We start from the raw sequence: 22325 nt of genomic DNA, 5'->3' as shown, positions 1-22325 counted from the left end.
GACTGATAATGCAGCTAAATTCAACTGAAATAAGTGAACTAATTAAAGAGCGTATTGCTCAGTTCAATATTGTGAGTAACGCTCACAATGAAGGAACGATCATATCGGTAAGTGATGGTATCCTTCGAATCCACGGATTAACCGATGTCATGCAAGGTGAAATGATTTCACTACCAGGAAATCGTTACGCAATGGCGTTAAACCTTGAAAGAGATTCTGTCGGTGCAGTCGTTATGGGACCATACGAAGATCTATCCGAAGGGATGAAAGTACAATGTACTGGTCGTATTTTAGAAGTACCTGTCGGCGATGGTTTATTAGGTCGGGTTATTAATACCCTTGGTGAACCAATCGACGGTAAAGGTTCAATTCAAAATGATGGGTTTTCTCCTGTTGAAGTCGTCGCACCTGGTGTTATCGACCGTCAATCGGTTGACCAAGCATTACAAACCGGTTATAAAGCCGTTGACTCAATGATTCCTATTGGACGTGGTCAACGTGAACTTATCATCGGTGACCGACAAACCGGTAAAACCGCATTAGCAATCGACGCAATTATTAACCAACGTAACTCAGGTGTTAAATGTATCTATGTTGCCATTGGTCAAAAACAATCAACCATTGCCAACGTTGTACGTAAACTTGAAGAACATGGTGCACTAAAAAATACCATTGTTGTTGTTGCATCCGCTTCTGAATCAGCGGCATTACAATACTTAGCGCCGTACGCAGGTTGTGCAATGGGCGAGTACTTCCGTGATCGTGGTCAAGATGCATTAATTGTTTATGATGATTTATCTAAACAAGCGGTTGCTTACCGTCAAATTTCATTGTTACTTCGTCGTCCACCTGGACGTGAAGCTTATCCAGGTGATGTATTCTATTTACATTCTCGCCTACTTGAACGTGCAGCACGTGTTAACGAAGCGTATGTTGAAGAGTTCACCAAAGGTGAAGTGAAAGGTAAAACAGGTTCATTAACGGCTCTACCGATTATTGAAACCCAAGCTGGTGACGTTTCAGCGTTCGTACCAACTAACGTAATTTCAATTACTGATGGTCAGATATTCTTAGAAACCAGCTTGTTTAACTCTGGTATCCGTCCTGCGGTTAACCCGGGTATTTCGGTTTCTCGTGTAGGTGGTGCTGCACAAACTAAGATAATGAAAAAATTATCTGGTGGTATTCGTACAGCCCTTGCACAATATCGTGAATTAGCGGCGTTTTCTCAGTTTGCATCTGATTTAGATGAAGCAACAAGAAACCAATTAAGTCATGGTGAAAAAGTAACTGAATTATTGAAACAAAAGCAATACTCACCAATGACAGTTGCTGAACAATCAATTGTTCTTTATGCAGCAGAGCGTGGTTATCTTGAAGATGTTGAACTCGCTAAGGTTTTACCATTTGAAGCAGCACTACTAGCTTATGCGCATAGTCAATATGCCGATTTTGTTAAACAGATTGACGAGACAGGCAATTACAATGATGAGATTGAAAGTAAGTTAAAAGCAATGCTTGATAGCTTTAAATCAACTCAAACTTGGTAAGGGTGAGGTAACAAATGGCTAATGCAAAAGAGATCAGAACGAAAATTGCCAGTATCCAAAGTACGCAAAAGATCACAAAAGCAATGGAAATGGTTGCCAATTCCAAAATGCGTAAAACGCAAGATAGAATGGCATCTTCTCGTCCATATGCCGAAATGATTCGTGAAGTAATTGGACATTTAGCGTTAGCTCAAATAGGTGCCAAACATCCTTATTTAGAAGAAAGGGATGTAAAACGAGTTGGTTATCTTATTATTTCAACCGATCGTGGTTTATGTGGTGGTTTAAATATCAATCTTTTTAAAACTGTCGTTGCTGATATGTCAGCATGGCAGGAAAAAGGTGTAGAAGCAGATGTCGCATTAATTGGTTCACGAGGGGTTTCGTTTTTCTCATCAGTAAAAACAAATATTTTAACCCAAGTGACTAATTTAGGTGATGAACCAGAATTATCTGATTTGATAGGTCCAGTAAAAACGATGCTTGAGTCGTATGACAATGGGAAAATTGATAGATTATATATCGCAACGAATAGATTTATTAATACCATGTCGCAAAAACCGACTATTCAGCAATTATTACCATTACCGCATTCAGAAGATAAAAAACTCACTGCTTCAACATGGGATTATATTTATGAGCCTGATGCTAAATCGCTTTTAGATGTGATTTTACGTCGTTATATTGAATCACAGGTTTATCAAGCTGTGGTAGAAAATCTAGCGAGTGAACAAGCAGCAAGAATGGTGGCCATGAAAGCAGCAACCGATAATGGTGCAAATTTAATCAATGAATTACAGATTGTGTATAACAAAGCACGTCAAGGTGCGATTACCAATGAATTGATTGATATTGTATCGGGCGCAGCTGCTGTTTCAGGTTAATGCTAAATATATTGGCTTATAGTTAAGAAAAAGACGTAGAGGAATAAAAATGGCTACTGGAAAGATTGTCCAGATCATCGGTGCGGTGGTTGATGTCGAATTCCCAGAAGATGCAGTACCAAAGGTATATGATGCATTAGAAGTGGAAACTGGCGCCGAAAAATTAGTTCTGGAAGTTCAGCAACAATTAGGTGGTGGCGTTGTTTGTTGTATCGCAATGGGATCATCTGATGGTTTAAGACGTGGACTTAAAGTCGTCAACACAGGGCACGGCATTGAAGTACCGGTAGGTACTAAAACACTAGGTCGTATTATGAACGTACTTGGTGATCCTGTTGATAAAGCAGGTCCAATTGGCGAAGAAGAGCGCTGGGCTATTCACCGTGCAGCGCCAACCTATGAAGAACTGGCTAACTCAACTGAGTTACTTGAAACCGGTATTAAAGTTATCGACTTAATTTGTCCATTTGCAAAAGGGGGCAAAGTCGGTCTTTTCGGTGGTGCAGGTGTAGGTAAAACCGTTAACATGATGGAGTTAATCCGTAACATCGCTATCGAACATTCTGGATACTCTGTATTTACAGGTGTTGGTGAGCGTACTCGTGAGGGTAATGACTTTTATCATGAAATGAAAGAATCAAACGTACTTGATAAAGTATCGCTTGTTTATGGTCAGATGAATGAGCCACCAGGAAACCGTTTGCGCGTAGCGTTGACAGGATTAACAATGGCTGAAAAATTCCGTGATGAAGGTAAAGACGTACTCTTATTTATCGATAATATTTATCGTTATACCTTAGCCGGAACAGAAGTATCGGCACTATTGGGTCGTATGCCATCAGCAGTAGGTTATCAACCAACATTAGCCGAAGAAATGGGTATACTTCAAGAACGTATTACATCGACTAAAACTGGTTCAATTACATCAATTCAAGCAGTATACGTACCAGCCGATGACTTGACAGACCCATCACCAGCAACAACCTTTGCTCACTTAGATGCAACAATCGTATTAAGTCGTCAAATCGCTTCATTAGGTATCTATCCTGCGGTTGATCCACTTGATTCAACCAGTCGTCAATTAGATCCATTGGTTGTTGGTCAAGAACACTATGATTGTGCACGAGGCGTGCAATCAATTTTACAACGCTATCAAGAATTAAAAGATATTATCGCTATTCTTGGTATGGATGAGTTATCAGAGGACGATAAATTGACCGTGGCTCGTGCACGTAAAATTCAACGCTTCTTATCTCAACCATTCTTCGTTGCCGAAGTGTTCACTGGTTCACCGGGTAAATATGTGCCATTAAAAGATACAATCAGTGCTTTTAAAGGTATCATGAACGGTGATTATGATCACATTCCTGAACAAGCATTCTATATGGTTGGTTCAATCGATGAAGCGATTGAAAAAGCGAAATCTCTGTAAGAGATTCATTGAACGGAGATAGTATTATGGCACTAACTTCCTATCAATTAGAAGTTGTTAGTGCTGAATCTCACCTATTTTCGGGTGATGTTCAGCGAATCAGAGTCACAGGTATTGAAGGTGAACTCGGTATTTACCCGGGTCATACGCCACTGCTTACTACCATTAAACCAGGTATGGTGGGTATTGTGAAACCCAATGGTGAAGAAGAATTTATCTACCTATCGGGTGGTATATTAGAAGTTCAACCCAATATAGTAACAATCTTAGCTGATACGGCTATTCGAGGCGAAGATTTAGATGAAGCAAGAGCACAAGAAGCAGTCAGACGTGCCCAAGAACATATTAATCACCCAAGTGATGATATGTCATTTGCACAAGCCTCTGCTGAATTGTCAAAAGCTTTAGCTAAAATGCGTGTTATCGAATTAACACGCCGTATTGGACAATAGTTTCGTTATTAAAATCAAAAAGATTACAAAAATTAATTTTGTAATCTTTTCTGCTTTTCCAATAGTCCTGTTCAGTACCCCAATAACGACAAGTCTTCATATTCACACTGTGAAGTAAAACCGTTTATTACTTTTATAATTGAATTGAATAATTAATTCATCTTTTTTTATATTGTTAAATTTTTATGTCGTAAATAAAAAAAATTAAAAATGAGAATACTGCTAAGCAAACTGCAAAATTTACTTTGAGTAAGATAAATTATGAACGTTTTGTGTGTGTTTTTCTTTGATGATCCCCATTACGTTTAAAATTATACAGCCCCAAAATCTGTTTTCTATGAAGATAGGCTACTAGATTTATTACTCACTATCAGCGATAATTTTGAATAATCTTTTCGAATTTAAAGCGACTATGTTTACCATTTATCATTCAAATCAAGTCGATCTGCTCAAATCATTGGTGAGTGAATTGATGCAAAGACAACCATTAGAAAATGTGTTCATGCCCGATATGGTGATCGTGCAAAGCCAAGGCATGGCGCAATGGTTGCAGATCGAGCTTGCAGATGCACTCGGTATTGTGGCAAACATTGCTTTTCCTTATCCAACCCAGTTTATCTGGCAAGTTTATCAAGCTTTATTACCCGATTCGCCTATTGAAAACAGTTTTAATCCTGAAGCCATGACTTGGCGTCTATTTTATTTGCTGCCTCAACTCATTGATAAGCAGGAATTTAGCGCACTCAAACATTATCTCAATATAGATAAAACAGAAAGAAAGTTATATCAACTGGCAACACGTATTGCTCGTTTATACGATCAGTACTTAGTTTATCGCCCTGACTGGCTAGCAAAATGGGAATCGAATAAAACCGTGGTCGAATTAAATCATCATCCCGATGAAATTTGGCAAGCTGAGCTGTGGAGACAATTAATAGCCATTAGTCAGCCGTATCACCGTGCAAATATCTACCAGCAAATGCTTGATATCCTACTGGATGACCATTTTGATAAAAAACGGTTAAATACGTTACCCGACCGTATTTTTATTTTTGGTATTACTTCCCTTCCACCCATTTATCTTTCGCTACTCTCAGCACTTGGAAAACATATCGATGTACATTTAATGTTTAACAATCCTTGCAAATGGTATTGGGGAGATATTGTCGAAAAACAGCTAACTGACATACAAAATACACCCGATAAAATCCCAAATCCACTCTTAACGTCATGGGGAAAACTAGGTCGGGATTGTCTGTTTTTATTACAAGAATTCCAAAACAAACAAGATATTGATGTGTTTGCTGATCACGATCGCACTTGTTTATTACATGCTATTCAGCAAGATATACTGGAGCTATATCCGTCAGATAAAACTGCACTTCACATTAACTCAACCGATAAATCAATTTCGTTTCATGCATGCCATAGCGAACAGCGTGAGGTCGAAGTACTCTATGACTATTTACTATCTGTCTTTGATGCTGATCCAACCATAGAGTTACGTGATTGCATTGTGATGGTTTCAGATATTGATAAATACATCCCTTATATTCGTGCCGTTTTTGGTAATGCTGAAGGTCAACGTTATCTACCTTTCACTATTTCCGATCAGAAAGCTCGAAATATTGACCCCATTGTGCAAGCATTTTTTGCGATTTTAAATTTTCCTCAAAGTCGATTTACGGCAGAAGAGTTATTTAATTTACTGGAGATTCCAGCAATTTCGGAAAAATTTTCGATCAATGAATCACAATTAACGCTTTTAAGGACATGGATCATTGAATCGGGTATTCGTTTTGGTCTTGAAAATGCCCATAGTTGGTTATTTGGACTTGAACGTTTGTTGCTTGGTTATACGATGAGCAGTGAGCAAGGAAGCTGGCAGCAAATACTCCCGTATGATGGTGCAACTGGTTTGGATGCTGAACTTATTGGTCAATTAGCTGAATTTATTAGTATAGTCCGTAAATGGTCAACATTGTTAAGTCAAGCCAAACCATTAGTTGAATGGCAAAGTTGTTGCCTTGAATTACTCAATGATTTTTTTATTAGTAATGAACAACGTGAATCTATTTTATTGATGATTCAAGATGAGTGGCAAAAGCTGATTGACAGTGGATTGTTAGCAAATTTTGCGGATAACATATCGATGACTATTTTACATGATGCGATGCAATCACGTTTAGAACAAAATCATTTAGCTCATCGCTTTTTAGTGGGCAAAATCAATTTTTGTACTATGATGCCAATGCGTTCAATTCCCTTTAAAGTGGTATGTTTATTAGGCATGAACGATGGTGATTACCCTAGAACATCGCTACCGCTTGATTTTGATTTGATTGCTCAGTACCCAAGACGAGGGGATCGAAGTCGTCGCACAGATGATCGGTATCTGTTTTTAGAAGCAATTTTATCGGCTCAAAAACAACTCTACATGAGTTATATTGGGCGAGAAATTAAAGATAATACTGAACGTTATCCGTCAGTATTAATTGATGAGTTATGGGATTATATCGTTCAATACTATGATAATACCAAAGATAATACAAACGGTTTCGATAATTTACGTGTCATCCATACGCGCACACCATTTAATCCTCAAAATTATTTAAATCCGCCTAAAAGCTATGCCAATGAATGGCTACCGGCAGCACAACAGCAAGGTGAAAGTCAATCCTTCATTAGTGATATTTCGGCGATGACGATTGATAACATTAGTCTTGATGAATTAAAACGATTCTATCAACACTCCATACGATTTTTTTTACAAAAACGATTCAATTTCTATATTAATTATCTTGATGATACTTTACCGGATGCTGAAAATTTTAATCTGGATAATTTTGAACGATACCAGCTTAATGTAAAAATTTTAAATCAATTGATTGATCACACTATCCAAGAATCAGATTTGTATCATCGATTAGCATTAACCGGCGAGTTACCAGACGGCGCCTTTGGTCAGATTATTTATGATGAACAAAATGAATCCATGCAATCGTTAGCGAATAAAATTTGCCAAGAACGCCTGATACAAACTGCCGAAGAGGTCAATTTAACCCTTTTTGCTAATGGACAACATTACATACTGCAAGGTTGGTTAACCCATGTTCAAGAGGATGGGATTTTAACATGGCGACCATCGAAACTTTCGATCCGTGATGGCATGACATTATGGATCGATCATCTTATTTATTGCATCTCCAATCCTGAAAACACGAATAGCTATAGTCGCATCTATGGTCGGGAAGAGAGTGAATGGCGTTTTGAATATTTAAACCCTGAGCAAGCACAAATTATTTTAACAACTTTAATCGAAGGCTATTTGCAAGGTATTAATCAACCGTTACTCTTCCCAATTCAAAGTGCGTGGAATTGGTTAGTATCCGCGTATAATTCTAAAACAAATGAGATTGAAATCAGTCAAAAAGCTATCAACCAACTTAAAAACACTTGGCAAGGAGGGGGATTCAATTCAGCAGAATGTGATAATTATTATGCCCGATTATATCCTGAATTAACCAATCCACTTATTGAGCAGATTATTTATTCGGCTCGACAATTTTTATTACCCATTTTATTACATCAAGAAAAGGTAAAATAGGAGGCATTATGTTTATTGATACACATTGTCATTTTGATTTTCCCATTTTTACCGCAGATATCGCTGATTCTATCGACAAAATACAGCAAGCAAAAATTGATGCGCTCATTGTGCCAGCTGTCTCTGCGAATCATTTTCATACAATATTACACCTTGCCGAACAATATAATGAAGTTTATGCAGCGCTTGGTTTACATCCCATTTATCAACACACAGAATCAGATTTAGAAAAATTATCCGATATTATCAATAAAAACCCAAAAAAATTAGTAGCAATGGGCGAAATTGGTCTGGATAAATACAATCTTACCGTTGATTGGCAACAACAACTATTTTATTTTCGTTCACAGCTTACCTTGGCTAAAAAATATGATTTACCCGTTTTGATTCATTCACGTAAAACGCATGACATTATGTACCACGAACTTCATCAAGCAAATTTACCTTGTCGGGGTGTCATACATGGATTTTCGGGCAGTTATCAACAAGCGATGCAATTTGTGAAACTCGGTTATTATATTGGTGTCGGGGGAGTAATAAGTTACGCACGCGCTAATAAAACTCGCCAAACCATTGCCCAACTGCCTTTAGAAAGTCTTGTACTTGAAACCGACGCCCCCGATATGCCATTAAGTGGTCGACAAGGTCAAATCAATCGCCCAGAATATCTCATTGAAATATTTCATGTTTTAAGTCAGTTACGCAAAGAACCCCAACCAGAAATACTTCGTACAATCTTATCTAATACCTTAACGCTATTTAGTCGAATCAATCAAAAAGCATTGAAGCATTGATTATAAATAGCTTTATAATTATATGTGCATTATCACCGTCAAACATTAGCGATACAAGGCAGTTTTTTTGACTGGTTAAAATCGATTTTTAGACTTTGCAATTGTGTCTCTTACCCACTTAATTTCATTATGAATATTACACAATGCGTAATCGCTATCTATTACTTGCCAAGTATTGATAAGATAGACCAATCAAATCCAAACCGACAAGCATCACCAACTCACTGTAAAGAAAACTTAAATAAATTATGCTTTCTGGTTTATTTCATCGACGACAAAGTCGTTTCGAGGTAATATGAGATAAATTGTCTTCTATCATCTTATTGATAGCCTTAAAACTATCATCGCAACAATAATAGGTAATCACTATAATGAGCAATGATATTCAATTATCCCCTATGGTATATCGAATGTTGCCGTGGATTGCGGCAGTCGCATTTTTAATGCAATCACTCGATACATCAATTTTAAATACGGCACTCCCCTCGATTGCTAAAGATCTCCATGAATCCCCCTTAAATATGCAATCTGCGGTAATCTGTTATGCATTAACTTTAGCATTGTTTATTCCGATTAGTGGTTTATTATCCGATCGCTTTGGAACAAAAAATGTTTTTGTGACTGCCGTGTTTCTTTTTACAGCGGGATCGCTGTCTTGTGCCCTATCAAATACCCTTATTTTTATGGATATTTCGAGGGTTATACAAGGTATTGGCGGTTCAATGATGGTACCTGTTTCCAGATTAGTCTTAATTAAATCTTATCGGCGTAATGAATTTTTATCAGCGCTAAATACCTCATCCATTTTAGGACTGGTAGGCCCTGTAATTGGCCCTGTTCTTGGCGGATATTTAGCTGAAATGATCAGTTGGCATTGGGTATTTTTAATTAATATCCCTGTTGGTATTGCTGGGATCATTATTGCTTGGAAATATATGCCAAACCTTAAAGGTGAACGCATCTATTTTGATTTTTGGGGCTTTGTTATTATTGCCATAACATTTATTAGTGCCACGTTAAGTCTGGAGCTGCTAAGTGAGGGACAAAGTAGTTATATTTCACTATTTTTGGCAATAATAAGTTTAATCTTTCTGTTTGGTTACCGATTCTACGCTCAAAAAGCAACTACCCCTCTATTCCCATTATCTTTATTTAGTATTCGCACTTTTAAAATCGGTATTATCGGTAATTTGATAAGTCGATTAGGTATTTCAGGGGTTCCTTTTTTAATTCCATTACTATTACAAGTTGGCTTTGGTTATTCAGCAATTGAAGCAGGAATGATATTAATTCCTATGGCGTTAGCTTCAATGGCAATTAAATCGTTTATTCCTACAATTTTAGCTAAATTAGGGTATCGAAACGTCTTGATTGGCAATACTATATTGGCTGGAACGTTCATTTTATTAATGTCACAATTAAGTTTATCCACCCCGATCATCCTGATGTGTCTATTACTTTTTTGCATTGGTTGTACCAATTCATTACAATTTACGGCAATGAACAGTATCACTTTAGCTGATTTACAAGGTGAAACAACCAGTAGTGGGAATAGTTTAATGGCGGTAAACCAACAACTTGCTATTAGCTTCGGTATCGCCTTAGGTGCTGTGCTTGTTAGGTTAGTCGGTGAGGAAACCGCTACCATTAAGTCTTTTCAAATTACTTTTATGATATTAGGAATTATCACAATACTTTCTAGCATTGTGTTTGCAGCTTTAAAAAAACAAGATGGGCAAAACTTAACCGCTCATCATCAAGAAACAAGGAGATAACAATATGTTTCAATACCAAATCATTCCGGTTACTGCTTTTCAGGAAAATTGTAGCATTATTTGGTGTGATGAAACAAAGGAAGCAGCCTTTATCGATCCAGGTGGTGAACCCGAATTACTGAAAAAAGCCGTGGAAAAACTGAGCGTGAATATTAAACAAATCCTATTAACGCATGGACATTTGGATCACGTTGGCGCGGCTGTAGAATTAGCAAAACATTATGATGTAAAAATCATCGGCTCAAATCAAGAAGATGAATTTTTATTTAGTGGATTACCTCAGCAATGTATTCAATTTGGTTTTCCTTATATTGAACCCTTTTTACCGGATTATTGGTTAAAAGAAGGGGATAAAATCAAAGTCGGCAATATTTCACTCGATGTACTTTATTGTCCAGGTCATACACCCGGTCATATCGTTTTTATTAATCATCCTGATAAAATCGCTTTTGTTGGTGATGTGTTATTTAACGGTAGTATAGGAAGAACGGATTTTCCGAGAGGCAATCACGCCGATTTGATTTCTTCAATTAAACATAAATTATTACCACTTGGTGATGATTTCATTTTTGTTCCCGGACATGGCCCTATGTCTAGCTTTGGCCATGAGCGCATGAATAATCCTTTCTTAGTTTAATCAAAATATTGCGGTTGTTATCACATTCATTTTTCATAGAGTGTGATAACCCTCTCAAAAGTAAACCTTTCTATAAAAAATAAGTTTACATAATAAAACTTTGCTATATTATTAGCAAAATATTTACACATAAAAGCAAGGTATAATTATTATGAAACATCAAGTTACCCCATATTATCCAACCTTTATTACAACGCTATTTAAGCTATCCTCTTGGCAACGAAAACTCTTTGTAACAACAAGTGCGGCATTATTATTAGGACTAGCCGCTAACATTAGCATTCCAACTTATCCTGTTCCTTTTACTTTACAGTCTTTAGCAATACTCCTTATTGGTGCGTTTTTAGGACGTAAATTAGGTGCATTAGCGATAATTCAATATCTTTTTTTAGGTGCAATAGGATTACCATTGTTTGCCAACGGAAGTAGTGGCATGATAGCTTTACATTCCCCTTCTGCCGGTTATTTATATGGGGCGGTATTTAGTGCTTATTTAGCCGGCTTTGCCGCTGAAAAAGGTTATGATCGCCATTTTATTTTAGGATTAATCGCATTCGCTTGTGCACATTTATTAATCTTTGTATTTGGCGTTTTTTATCTAGCTGGTTATTTACATATTAACCTCATTGAAGCAATAAAACTCGGATATCTCCCTTTTGCAGGATTTGATGCACTTAAGTTTATCATAGCAACTTCAGTCATGTTCCTTTTATGGCGTTACCGTGCTAAAAATCACTGATTTAAAAAAAGGCGATATTATTTTCCAGTGTCTGAACGAGGTTAATGACTTTAATGATGCGGTCACCTGTTCTGGTGCAACACGTAACGTGGATGAGTTAACCAATAATATCAATCATGTAGGATTATATATTGGAAATAATATCGTTATTGAAGCAACGCCAAAATACGGGGTCATTAACCAAACACTGACGCATTTTATCAATGCAGCGCAATTTAATATCATTGGTCGAATTGATAATTTAGGGTTGATTAAAAATGCCATTAAGCGAGCTAAATCATGTATTGGTCTACCTTATAACCCTAGCTTTCGTCCAAATACAGCTGGACTTTATTGCAGTGAACTCATTACCTACGCTTTTCGAAATGAACACAATGAAAGTTATTTTGCTTTATATCCGATGAATTTTAGAGATTTAACGACCCATCAAGTTTTACCTTATTGGATCGATTATTATCATTCGCTAAAAGAGAAGATCCCAGAACAACAGCTTGGATCTCATCCTCAACAACTCTTAAGGCAAACGGAATTATTCAAGACAATCCTAACACTTGAATAAAATAAAGGGAGGTTATTAAAACGAAAAAGCATTTAATACAATTTAACTATTGACATAGCGCCATTTAATCTATAATATGCGCGCTACATTTCGGTTCCTCCATAGTTCAGTCGGTAGAACGGCGGACTGTTAATCCGTATGTCACTGGTTCAAGTCCAGTTGGAGGAGCCAACTTACCGAATTATTAAAACCTGCTTATAGCAGGTTTTTTTATTTCCGACAATTACACTCCTTTTCAAATTTTAATATTGTGTTTAAAGTAAAATGGTTAATAATATTTTAAAAAAATTATTACCCATAATACTTTTGATAACACTTTAAATGTTCAAAATTTATCTATAATGTTATTGTTAAATTAATAAGAAAGGAAATTTTTATCCATGCATATCCATTTTATTCTTCATGAAGATTTTGAAGCACCAGGCGCTTATGAACAATGGGCTAAGTTACATCTTCATACAGTTACCTATTCAAGAGTTTATCTGGGCGAGCCACTTCCTGAAAGGATAGATAATATTGATTTTCTTATTATTATGGGCGGCCCACAATCCCCTGCTACAACGAAACAAGAGTGTGCACATTTTGATTCATTAGCAGAACAAACCTTCATTTTATCAGCAATTAAAGCGAATAAAATCGTGATTGGCGTTTGTCTTGGTTCCCAATTAATTGGCGAAGCGCTAGGTGCTCATTTCGAGCATAGTCCTGAAAAAGAGATCGGTAAATTCCCCATTACCTTAACGGAAGTAGGCAAAAAAAATCCGCTTTTTTCTCATTTCGGCGATACGCTAGCAGTAGGTCACTGGCACAATGATATGCCAGGTTTAACGCAAAATGCGCAAATCATTGCTTATAGTGAAGGCTGTCCTCGGCAAATTATTGCTTATAGCAAATTGGTTTATGGTTTCCAATGTCATATGGAGTTAACCCATGAGGTAGTTGAAAAGTTGATTGCCCATTCGCAAAATGACCTTAGTCAAGCGGCTAAATATCGTTTTGTTGATACAGAGGAAAAATTACGTCTACATGATTATAGTAAAATGAATTATAAACTCTTTGTTTTTTTGGATAAGCTGAGTCAATACTATCTATCTGCTTCTACAAATTAAATTCTATTATCGTTCATGGTTGGTTGTTCGAAATTATGCAAAATATTAAAAGTAGACAACCCCGAAAAACGAAGTAAATTGAGATTAAAATTAGATAAAGAGTATTTAATCTTAAAACGTAAAATTAACTGATGGAAAATCGTAAGTTTTTAGAAGGTCTTTCTTTGCATAATGGTAAGATTGGGAAAGATATTGGTGGAGGGCTTTGTCAATTAGGCAATTTGATTTATTGATTATCCAATCATTAAATAGTTCTGAACTATTCAAACAATAGATTGTGAGATAAGCAATTTGACCGTATACTCTGTAAAATATAGCAATAACGAATATCTAATTTTTGAAAGGAGTATCTTCATGGCTTACACTCTTGCACCTCTACCTTATGCTTATGACGCATTAGAACCGTATATTGACTCGGAAACGATGCATCTTCATCATGACAAACATCATCAAACTTATGTCAATAATGCAAATGCGCTCTTAGAGACTTTACCGGCAGAACTTAAAGAATTATGTCCTGAAACTTTACTTAAAAATTTAGATAAAGTGCCAGCTGATAAACTAACAGGTATCAAAAACAATGTGGGTGGTCACGTTAATCACACCCTATTTTGGGAATTACTTAAAGTTGGTACCGAGCTTAAAGGTGAACTTAAAGCAGCTATTGAAAAAGATTTCGGTTCTGTAGACGCATTCAAAGAAAAATTTTCAAACGCAGCAGCCACTCGTTTTGGTTCTGGTTGGGCTTGGTTAGTGTTACAAAATGGTAAACTTGAAGTAGTTTCAACCGCAAACCAAGATTCTCCTGTCATGGGCGAAAAATTCTCAGGTGTTTCAGGTACGCCTATTTTAACATTAGATGTCTGGGAACACGCATATTACTTAAAATACCAAAATCGTCGTGTTGATTATATTGGTGCATTTTGGAATGTAATTAACTGGGATAAAGTTGCTGAGTTATACGCTCAAGCAAAAAAATAACTGTTTTTAGTATAGTTACTCAATTATCAATGACGCTTAATGCGTCATTTTTATTTATTGGTATTATTTACCAATCATCGTATCTGCAAATTGGCAATTGCTAAATTATACTTAAATCCGCTACAATGGGCGATTAATTGAAAATCGCAAAACCGAACTAAATAATACATGTTTGAAATTAATCCGATAAAATCCAAAATAGCCGAACTTACCGAGCGCACTGATGTGATTCGGGGGTATCTTTGACTATGATTTAAAAAAAGAGCGACTTGAAGAAGTTAATGCCGAATTAGAACAATCTGAAGTCTGGGCAGATCCCGAAAAAGCACAAGCGTTAGGCAAAGAGCGGGTAACGCTTGATGAAATCATCAATACAATTGATTCTTTAACTCAAGGTCTTGACGATGTTGAAGGTTTGCTTGAACTTGCCATTGAAGCCGACGATCAAGATACGTTTGATGAAGCAAATCTAGAGCTTGAACAGTTAGAAAAAAAACTGGCTGGGCTAGAGTTTCGTCGAATGTTTTCAGGCGATTACGATAGCGCAGATTGTTATTTAGATATTCAGTCAGGTTCTGGGGGGACTGAAGCACAAGATTGGGCTGAAATGTTACTGCGAATGTATTTACGCTGGGCAGAATCTAAAGGCTTTACAACAGAAGTCATGGAAGTATCTGATGGTGATGTTGCAGGAATTAAATCGGCGACCATTAAAGTATCAGGCGACTATGCTTACGGTTGGTTACGTACCGAAACAGGCGTCCACCGTTTAGTACGAAAAAGTCCTTTTGATTCGGGTAATCGCCGTCATACATCATTTGCTTCTGTTTTTGTCTATCCAGAAATTGATGATAATATTGATATCGATATCAATCCTGCCGATCTTCGTATTGATGTATATCGGGCATCAGGTGCTGGTGGACAGCATGTCAATAAAACCGAATCTGCTGTTCGAATTACGCATATACCAACGGGAATTGTTACCCAGTGTCAAAATAATCGTTCTCAGCATAGTAATAAAGATCAAGCAATGAAACAGTTAAAAGCGAAACTGTATGAGCTTGAAATGCAGAAGAAAAATGCTGAAAAGCAACAGATGGAAGAGAACAAATCGGATATCGGTTGGGGTAGTCAAATCCGTTCTTATGTGCTTGATGATTCAAGAATCAAAGATTTGCGTACCGGCGTTGAAACACGCAACACTCAGGCCGTTTTAGACGGTGATTTAGATCAATTTATTGAAGAAAGCTTAAAAGCAGGTTTATAAACTGCTTGGTGATAAATAAAAGGTAAAATTATGTCAACACAGCAAGAGCAACAAAACCATATTGAAGAGTTAAATAACGAGCTAACTATACGTCGTGAAAAACTAGCAAATATTCGCGAGCAAGGCATTGCTTTCCCAAATGACTTTCGTCGTGATGCTATTTCAAGTGATCTTCATAAATTGTATGACGATAAAACCAACGAAGAATTAATTGAGAATAAAATTACTGTCACTGTTGCCGGTCGAATGATGATGCGCCGTATAATGGGTAAAGCTTCTTTTGTCTCTTTACAAGACGTTGCTGGGCAAATTCAACTTTATGTAACGCGTGATGATCTTCCCGAAAATTACTACAACGAGCAATTTAAAAAATGGGATTTAGGGGATATTGTCGGTGCTAAAGGTTATTTATTTAAAACTAAAACTGGCGAACTTTCTATTCACTGTGAAGAAATTCGCTTATTAACTAAAGCACTTCGTCCATTACCGGATAAATTCCATGGTCTTGCAGATCAAGAAATGCGTTATCGTCAACGCTACTTGGATCTCATCACAAATGAAGAGTCGAGAAATACGTTTATCGCTCGTTCAAAAGTGGTAACTGAAATTCGCAATTTCATGCTTGAAAATCACTTTATGGAAGTTGAAACACCGATGATGCAAGTTATTCCTGGTGGGGCGTCAGCGAAACCTTTTATTACGCATCATAATGCCCTTGATTTAGATATGTACTTACGTATCGCACCAGAACTTTACTTAAAACGTCTGGTTGTCGGTGGTTTTGAGCGTGTCTTTGAAATTAATCGTAACTTCCGTAATGAAGGGGTATCGCCAAGACATAATCCAGAATTTACCATGATGGAAATGTATATGGCATATGCTGATTATAAAGATTTGATTGTGCTAACTGAAGCATTATTCCGCCGTCTGGCAATCGCTGTAACGGGTAATACCGTTGTTCAATATGGTGAACATACCTTCGATTTTGGTAAACCATTTATTAAAATGACAATGCGTGAAGCTATTTGTCATTATCGTCCAGAAACCAATAATGCTGATTTGGATGATTTTGATAAAGCATGTGCTATTGCTAATGCAGTAGGTATCAAAATTGAAAAAGGTTGGGGACTTGGTCGAGTTGTGACTGAAATTTTTGAAGAGGTTGCTGAAGCTAATCTGATTCAACCGACATTTATTACCGAATATCCTGCTGAAGTATCACCACTGGCTCGTCGAAACGATGAAAATCCATTTGTTACAGACCGATTCGAGTTCTTTATTGGTGGGCGTGAAATTGGCAATGGCTTCTCAGAACTTAACGATGCGGAAGACCAAGCTCAACGTTTTGCTGATCAAGTGTCACAAAAAGATGCCGGTGATGATGAAGCAATGTTCTATGATGAAGATTATATTACGGCTTTAGAACATGGATTACCGCCGACAGCTGGATTAGGCATTGGTATTGACCGAACGGTGATGTTATTTACGAATAGTCATACTATTCGTGATGTCATTTTATTCCCAACCATGCGTCCAATAAAATAAGATACTCTACTATTGAAAACTCACTTATCTCAACAAATAAGTGAGTTTTTTATTGTAATGCAAATATCTCTTATATATCTAAATAATATTTTTTAATTTAACTTACCACCACTCCCAAAATAGATACAATATTATATTTATCAATTGATTATTAAATAAGTAAGCTATTACTGACTTTTCTATACAAACTGAATAATGTTTTTCATGCAACTAAAAATGTGAGTTCATCTTAATCAAGCGTATTTCAACAATTCAATATTTTTTAAATTGAATCAGTATAAATAAAATACAGAAAAATAATGATATTTTCTTAAAATCTACAAAATTAAATAAGTTATCACTTACCAACCACAGAAATGGGACTCAACATAGTCATTCATCGTGAAAAAATCAGGACTAAAAATTAAACTTTATTTAATGTAAAATTAGGATAAGTTTCTTATCCATTAAGAAAAACGACGAATAACATGTCATTAGTCATTAACCAGAGACTAAAAAAAGTGAGTGTCTACTCACTTTTTATTGATAAATAAATGATATATTTTATGAAAATATCGCGCCCTTTCTTTAGTTTAATTTATCACAGTTAACGATTGATTCGTTAACCGTGATATCTTAATCTTAATCAGTTTTTACTGTTTTGCTCGGATAAGGTAAGATTAAATTTAATAAAATAGCTAAAATGCCACATAAACTTATCCCTTGCAATGCGTAAGAACCAAAATCAAAAATCATCCCACCAATACCAAACACCAACACTAATGAAACAATACACATATTGCGCGAAACGGAAAGATCAACTTTATGTTTGATTAATATATTAATGCCAACGGATGCAATCGAACCAAATAAAAGCACCATAATTCCGCCCATAACAACAGTTGGGATAGTACTCAAAAATGCGCCGATTTTACCAATAAATGACATTAAAATCGCCCAAATTGCTGCCCATGTCATTACACGAGTTTTGAAATTTCGTGTTAAGGTGACGGCCCCAATCACTTCTGCATAGGTAATACAAGGCGGGCCACCAAAAAAGCCTGCGGTCGAAGTTGCTAACCCATCCCCCAAAAGTGTGCGTTGTAATCCCGGTTCACGAGTATAATCTTTGCCAGTAACAGAACTAATCGCCATGATATCACCAACGTGCTCAATCGTTGGTGCAATAACAATAGGTATCATATATAAAATAGCTTGCCAATGAAATTCAGGAAAAGTGAAATCCGGTATCTTAAACCATGGTGCATCAATAACCGGTTGAAAGTTGACAATACCCATTATCCAAGACATCACATAACCAACGACAATACCTGCAATAATTGGAACAAGTTTGAAAAACCCTTTTGCCCAAATTGCCACAATCAGCGTAGTCAATAATGAGGACATTGAAATCATAATTAATTGATAATCCTTAACCTGAAGACCACTATCTTTACCCATTGCCATACCCACTGCGACAGGCGCAAGAGATAAACCAATGACCATTATAATAGGGCCAGTTACCACTGGCGGTAAAATACGATCGATAACATGTTTGCCATTTAGTTTGACTAATAAAGCAAAAAACATAAACACAAATCCTGCTGCAACCAATCCCCCCAAAGTTGCAGGAATCCCCCATTGAGCTACACCAAAAGAGATCGGTGCAATAAAGGCAAATGAGGAAGCTAAAAATACCGGTACTTTGCCTTTCGTGGTGAGTTGAAACAATAATGTGCCTATACCCGCTGTAAACAATGCGACATTAGGATTTAAACCCGTTAATAGTGGCACTAATACTAACGCACCAAAAGCAACAAAGAGCATTTGTGCACCAGTAAAAATATCTTGCCAAGCAGGTTTCTCCTGTGATGTTTTAGATTTTTGTATATCATTTATTTTATTTGACATGTTGATCATCTCCACTTCAACTTAATCTTTTAAACTCATTTTTTAAGCATAAAAAAACCGGCTAAGCCGGTTTAAAAAATGAAATTTTATTTAGTGCCGAATATTTTATCTCCAGCATCGCCAAGTCCTGGTAAAATGTAACCTTGTTCATTTAACCGTTCATCAATGGATGCAGTATAGAGTTCAACATCTGGATGGGCTTTTTCTAATGTTTTGATACCTTCAGGTGCAGCCACTAAAACTAATACTTTAATGTTTTTACATCCTGCTTGTTTTAATAAATCAATCGTCGCCACCATTGAACCACCCGTTGCTAGCATAGGGTCAACAACCAAAGCCATTCGTTCCGCAATGTCCGACGTTAATTTTTGGAAATAAGGCACTGGCTCAAGGGTCTCTTCATTACGATAAAACCCAACGACGCTAATACGAGCACTAGGCACATGCTCAAGCACACCATCCATCATACCTAAACCGGCACGAAGGATTGGTACTACAGTTATTTTTTTACCTTTGATTTGCTCAATTTGAACGGGTCCACACCAACCTTCAATGGTCACTTTTTCAGTAGGTAAGTCAGCCGTGGCTTCATAAGTTAATAAACTACCAACTTCGCTGGCAAGCGCACGAAAGTCTTTAGTACTAATATCATGTTCGCGCATTAAACCGATTTTATGACGTACAAGAGGGTGTTTAACTTCAACTATTTTCATGGAGGGCCTCAGTGTTATTTTGCTGAAAGATTTTGGTCACTTTAAATAACCACTGAGAGGGGATTTTAACATAGATAGAAGCGAGAGAAAACTCAAATTAAATTGCTAAGTTTTATAAAACAAAAAAAGATAATAATAAGTAAAAAGTATAAAATTGATGAAAAATTTGTTTTATGTAATTTTTTTGATTAGAATAACCAGCCGCCTTAGTAAGGTGGTTTTTAAATGTTAATTATAAAATTTTAAAGGAAATTAATAGGATGAACTGGTTTATTAATTGTTTAACAAAAGAAAATTATTTTAATTTTAATGGTCGAGCAAGGCGTCAAGAATATTGGATGTTTGCTTTAATATACTGCATCATAGTAGTAGCTGTTTCAATAGTTTCTGCATTGCTAAGTTTTATCTTTGCTCCATTAGGCTATATTGTATACATTGTTCAGTTAGCGTTATTACTACCATGTATATCAGTTGGTGTTCGCCGTTTACACGATACTGACAAACCAGGTTGGTGGCTTTTGGTTCCTGTTATGAATATAGTTTACTTAGCTACAGATTCAACACCTGGTAGCAACCAATATGGCGAAAATCCTAAAGGGATTCAGTAAGTTTTTTTATTCTCATCAGCTAACCTGATGAGAATATTAACAACACATTATCGTATTGACTATTTTTAGTTTAACTTCACTTCTAAATCGCTTTCAAAAAACCCAATAATTTATATAATTATATTTAATTTCAAGGTAATTTAGGTTGCCAGTCAATAGCTGCTTTACCTTGTTGCACAATAAGATCATTAGCTTTGGAAAAATGTTTACAACCCAAAAATCCACGATGGGCTGATAAAGGTGAAGGATGCACAGAAGTTAATACATGATGTTTTTGCCGATTAATAAATTGCCCTTTTTTTTGCGCAGGTGATCCCCATAACAGAAACACCACTCCCTCAAGATGTTTGTCTATAGCTGCTATGACATTATCGGTAAAAGTCTCCCAACCTATTTTGGCATGTGAATGAGCTTGACCAGCTTCCACCGTTAATACCGTATTAAGCAAAAGTACCCCTTGAGTCGCCCAAGATGCTAAATAACCATGAGAAGGGATCTGAAAATCAGGAATATCGGTAGATAACTCTTTATAAATATTTAATAATGAAGGAGGAGGTTTAACTCCCGGTAACACGGAAAAGGAAAGTCCATGTGCTTGATTCGGTCCATGATAAGGATCTTGACCTAAAATGACAACTTTGATGTCATTAAAAGCAGTAAAACGAAATGCATTAAATACATCGTGTTGAGGAGGATAAATGATTTTACCGCTATTACGCTCAGCGGTAACAAATTGCATGATTTTTTGAAAATAAGGTTTGTCTTTTTCAGTACCAATAACATCATGCCATGTTAATTGTGTTGTCATAGTTTGTCCACGCCGTAAAAATTACTGAATATATCTTGCTGAGAAATTCTCATTTTTACTCATCATAACCTATAGTGCTCTAAAAGTTAAATAAAAGGTACAGCTTATCGTATTAATAGCTTTTTTTGACTTTAATCAAATTATATAAGTGTTATATTAACCCTAATATTTTAGGGGCAATAACGCTCATAGGAGGTTTTAAAATGATTACAGGTATCCAAATTACTAAAGCTGACAACTCAGCACTTCTTAATTCTTTTTGGTTATTAGATGACTCGACTAATGAAGCGCGTTGTGTCGCAGCTAAATCAGTATATAAAGAAGATCAAGTTATTCCAACAGCTGAACTTGGTCAGTTTGAATATCGTGAAATTCCTTTAGATATTGCACCAACTATCAAAGTTGAAGGTGGACAACATTTAAATGTTAACGTACTTCGTCGTGAAACACTTGAAGATGCCGTACAACACCCAGAAAAATATCCACAATTAACTATTCGTGTTTCTGGTTATGCGGTACGTTTCAACTCATTAACAGCAGAACAACAACGCGACGTTATCGCTCGTACATTTACAACTAAAATGTAATTTTTGATAACACATTATACAAACCCAGTACTTACTGGGTTTATTTTTATCTGTTATTCATCAGCTCAATCAACCCAGCCTCAATCGTGTGATCAAGCTGGAACGAAACCACATTAAATATCTAGAAAGCATCTTATTTTGTCTTGCGATATACTGAGCAAGATAAATGGCTAATTCCTCATCTTTAACAAGCCACAACCTACTTCTAACAACTGTTAACTATATTCTGGCAATGAATTCTGTTTTTATTAGTTTCTAAAGTTGCATTAATTGCATCTTCTAATTAATCAGATCGATATCTCAATAGATTTCCTTCTTGAAGGATACCTATTAATAGCATTTATACAGCTGTACTACTAAATTTGAGAAGATATAACGCTTAAAACAG

19 protein-coding genes and 1 tRNA gene are annotated in these 22325 nt (G+C 36.3%); 17 read left to right on the top strand and 3 right to left on the bottom strand.

Going from position 1 to position 22325, the window contains the following annotated elements:
- The first annotated feature begins 8 nt into the window (after positions 1-8).
- The 15 genes from atpA to lysS all read left to right on the top strand — a co-directional run bounded on the left by atpA (position 9) and on the right by lysS (position 17331).
- A complete protein-coding gene (gene atpA, locus ACGH6R_RS07330; protein WP_220216303.1) occupies positions 9-1550 on the top strand; it encodes a F0F1 ATP synthase subunit alpha in 1542 nt (513 codons plus the stop codon).
- 14 nt (positions 1551-1564) lie between these two features.
- Complete coding sequence (gene atpG, locus ACGH6R_RS07325) at positions 1565-2434, top strand: F0F1 ATP synthase subunit gamma (RefSeq protein ID WP_065558532.1); 870 nt, start codon at positions 1565-1567, stop codon at positions 2432-2434.
- A 49-nt stretch (positions 2435-2483) separates the two neighbouring features.
- Positions 2484-3866 (top strand): F0F1 ATP synthase subunit beta, encoded by a 1383-nt coding sequence (gene atpD / locus ACGH6R_RS07320; RefSeq protein WP_065558531.1) that lies wholly within the window; start codon positions 2484-2486, stop codon positions 3864-3866.
- 26 nt (positions 3867-3892) lie between these two features.
- The gene (locus ACGH6R_RS07315) at positions 3893-4318 is read left to right on the top strand and encodes a F0F1 ATP synthase subunit epsilon (RefSeq protein WP_220216301.1); all 426 of its coding nucleotides are present in this window, start codon (positions 3893-3895) and stop codon (positions 4316-4318) included.
- A 382-nt stretch (positions 4319-4700) separates the two neighbouring features.
- Positions 4701-7925, top strand: coding sequence for an exodeoxyribonuclease V subunit gamma (recC, locus tag ACGH6R_RS07310; RefSeq protein ID WP_411599285.1), 3225 nt, complete (start codon positions 4701-4703; stop codon positions 7923-7925).
- A gap of 8 nt (positions 7926-7933) precedes the next feature.
- Entirely contained in the window at positions 7934-8719 is a 786-nt protein-coding gene (locus ACGH6R_RS07305; protein WP_267350252.1) for a TatD family hydrolase, read from the top strand.
- 371 nt (positions 8720-9090) lie between these two features.
- Positions 9091-10494 carry an MFS transporter gene (locus tag ACGH6R_RS07300; RefSeq protein WP_065558527.1) on the top strand — a complete coding sequence of 468 codons (1404 nt, stop codon included), beginning with the start codon at positions 9091-9093 and terminating at the stop codon, positions 10492-10494.
- A 4-nt stretch (positions 10495-10498) separates the two neighbouring features.
- The gene (locus ACGH6R_RS07295; protein ID WP_411599284.1) at positions 10499-11131 is read left to right on the top strand and encodes an MBL fold metallo-hydrolase; all 633 of its coding nucleotides are present in this window, start codon (positions 10499-10501) and stop codon (positions 11129-11131) included.
- 151 nt (positions 11132-11282) lie between these two features.
- A complete protein-coding gene (locus ACGH6R_RS07290; protein ID WP_267350247.1) occupies positions 11283-11870 on the top strand; it encodes a biotin transporter BioY in 588 nt (195 codons plus the stop codon).
- The gene (locus tag ACGH6R_RS07285) at positions 11854-12429 is read left to right on the top strand and encodes a YiiX/YebB-like N1pC/P60 family cysteine hydrolase (RefSeq protein WP_267379586.1); all 576 of its coding nucleotides are present in this window, start codon (positions 11854-11856) and stop codon (positions 12427-12429) included. The genes ACGH6R_RS07290 and ACGH6R_RS07285 overlap by 17 nt, the downstream gene beginning before the upstream one ends.
- Positions 12430-12524: 95 nt before the next feature.
- Positions 12525-12600: transfer RNA gene (locus tag ACGH6R_RS07280), tRNA-Asn, on the top strand.
- 209 nt (positions 12601-12809) lie between these two features.
- The gene (locus ACGH6R_RS07275; protein ID WP_411599283.1) at positions 12810-13538 is read left to right on the top strand and encodes a type 1 glutamine amidotransferase; all 729 of its coding nucleotides are present in this window, start codon (positions 12810-12812) and stop codon (positions 13536-13538) included.
- A 354-nt stretch (positions 13539-13892) separates the two neighbouring features.
- Positions 13893-14519 carry a Fe-Mn family superoxide dismutase gene (locus ACGH6R_RS07270; protein ID WP_220216282.1) on the top strand — a complete coding sequence of 209 codons (627 nt, stop codon included), beginning with the start codon at positions 13893-13895 and terminating at the stop codon, positions 14517-14519.
- Positions 14520-14687: 168 nt separating this feature from the next.
- Positions 14688-15786 (top strand): peptide chain release factor 2 gene (prfB, locus tag ACGH6R_RS07265; RefSeq protein WP_324101002.1). Its coding sequence is split into 2 segments (ribosomal slippage): positions 14688-14762 and positions 14764-15786, totalling 1098 coding nucleotides; the frame shifts between segments, so codons are not numbered across the junction.
- A gap of 30 nt (positions 15787-15816) precedes the next feature.
- The gene (gene lysS / locus ACGH6R_RS07260; protein WP_411599282.1) at positions 15817-17331 is read left to right on the top strand and encodes a lysine--tRNA ligase; all 1515 of its coding nucleotides are present in this window, start codon (positions 15817-15819) and stop codon (positions 17329-17331) included.
- 621 nt (positions 17332-17952) lie between these two features.
- Here the strand turns inward: lysS and ACGH6R_RS07255 are convergent.
- Together ACGH6R_RS07255 and upp are read right to left on the bottom strand one after the other, a co-directional pair.
- On the bottom strand, positions 17953-19221 hold the full coding sequence (locus tag ACGH6R_RS07255; protein ID WP_411599281.1) for a uracil-xanthine permease family protein: 1269 nt from the start codon (positions 19219-19221) through the stop codon (positions 17953-17955).
- A gap of 86 nt (positions 19222-19307) precedes the next feature.
- Complete coding sequence (gene upp / locus ACGH6R_RS07250) at positions 19308-19934, bottom strand: uracil phosphoribosyltransferase (protein WP_065558519.1); 627 nt, start codon at positions 19932-19934, stop codon at positions 19308-19310.
- A gap of 260 nt (positions 19935-20194) precedes the next feature.
- Here upp and ACGH6R_RS07245 point away from each other — a divergent pair, with 260 nt between their 5' ends.
- A complete protein-coding gene (locus ACGH6R_RS07245) occupies positions 20195-20542 on the top strand; it encodes a DUF805 domain-containing protein (protein ID WP_411599280.1) in 348 nt (115 codons plus the stop codon).
- Positions 20543-20672: 130 nt separating this feature from the next.
- Here ACGH6R_RS07245 and ung read toward each other — a convergent pair whose 3' ends face one another.
- Positions 20673-21350 (bottom strand): uracil-DNA glycosylase, encoded by a 678-nt coding sequence (gene ung / locus ACGH6R_RS07240; protein WP_411599279.1) that lies wholly within the window; start codon positions 21348-21350, stop codon positions 20673-20675.
- 203 nt (positions 21351-21553) lie between these two features.
- On the opposite strand from ung, the gene grcA reads away from it, so the two are divergent.
- Positions 21554-21937 (top strand): autonomous glycyl radical cofactor GrcA, encoded by a 384-nt coding sequence (grcA, locus tag ACGH6R_RS07235; RefSeq protein WP_220216278.1) that lies wholly within the window; start codon positions 21554-21556, stop codon positions 21935-21937.
- Positions 21938-22325 lie beyond the last annotated feature (388 nt).

The organism is Gilliamella sp. CG13, from assembly GCF_046635805.1.
GTDB lineage: Bacteria > Pseudomonadota > Gammaproteobacteria > Enterobacterales > Orbaceae > Gilliamella > Gilliamella apicola_I.
This window is presented reverse-complemented; position numbering and strand designations above follow the sequence as displayed.

Coding starts and splice junctions, on each gene's coding strand:
- atpA (WP_220216303.1), top strand. CDS start 9: ATGCAGCTAAATTCAACTGAAATAAGTGAACTAATTAAAGAGCGTATT.
- atpG (WP_065558532.1), top strand. CDS start 1,565: ATGGCTAATGCAAAAGAGATCAGAACGAAAATTGCCAGTATCCAAAGT.
- atpD (WP_065558531.1), top strand. CDS start 2,484: ATGGCTACTGGAAAGATTGTCCAGATCATCGGTGCGGTGGTTGATGTC.
- ACGH6R_RS07315 (WP_220216301.1), top strand. CDS start 3,893: ATGGCACTAACTTCCTATCAATTAGAAGTTGTTAGTGCTGAATCTCAC.
- ACGH6R_RS07305 (WP_267350252.1), top strand. CDS start 7,934: ATGTTTATTGATACACATTGTCATTTTGATTTTCCCATTTTTACCGCA.
- ACGH6R_RS07300 (WP_065558527.1), top strand. CDS start 9,091: ATGAGCAATGATATTCAATTATCCCCTATGGTATATCGAATGTTGCCG.
- ACGH6R_RS07295 (WP_411599284.1), top strand. CDS start 10,499: ATGTTTCAATACCAAATCATTCCGGTTACTGCTTTTCAGGAAAATTGT.
- ACGH6R_RS07290 (WP_267350247.1), top strand. CDS start 11,283: ATGAAACATCAAGTTACCCCATATTATCCAACCTTTATTACAACGCTA.
- ACGH6R_RS07275 (WP_411599283.1), top strand. CDS start 12,810: ATGCATATCCATTTTATTCTTCATGAAGATTTTGAAGCACCAGGCGCT.
- ACGH6R_RS07270 (WP_220216282.1), top strand. CDS start 13,893: ATGGCTTACACTCTTGCACCTCTACCTTATGCTTATGACGCATTAGAA.
- lysS (WP_411599282.1), top strand. CDS start 15,817: ATGTCAACACAGCAAGAGCAACAAAACCATATTGAAGAGTTAAATAAC.
- ACGH6R_RS07255 (WP_411599281.1), bottom strand. CDS start 19,221: ATGTCAAATAAAATAAATGATATACAAAAATCTAAAACATCACAGGAG.
- upp (WP_065558519.1), bottom strand. CDS start 19,934: ATGAAAATAGTTGAAGTTAAACACCCTCTTGTACGTCATAAAATCGGT.
- ACGH6R_RS07245 (WP_411599280.1), top strand. CDS start 20,195: ATGAACTGGTTTATTAATTGTTTAACAAAAGAAAATTATTTTAATTTT.
- ung (WP_411599279.1), bottom strand. CDS start 21,350: ATGACAACACAATTAACATGGCATGATGTTATTGGTACTGAAAAAGAC.
- grcA (WP_220216278.1), top strand. CDS start 21,554: ATGATTACAGGTATCCAAATTACTAAAGCTGACAACTCAGCACTTCTT.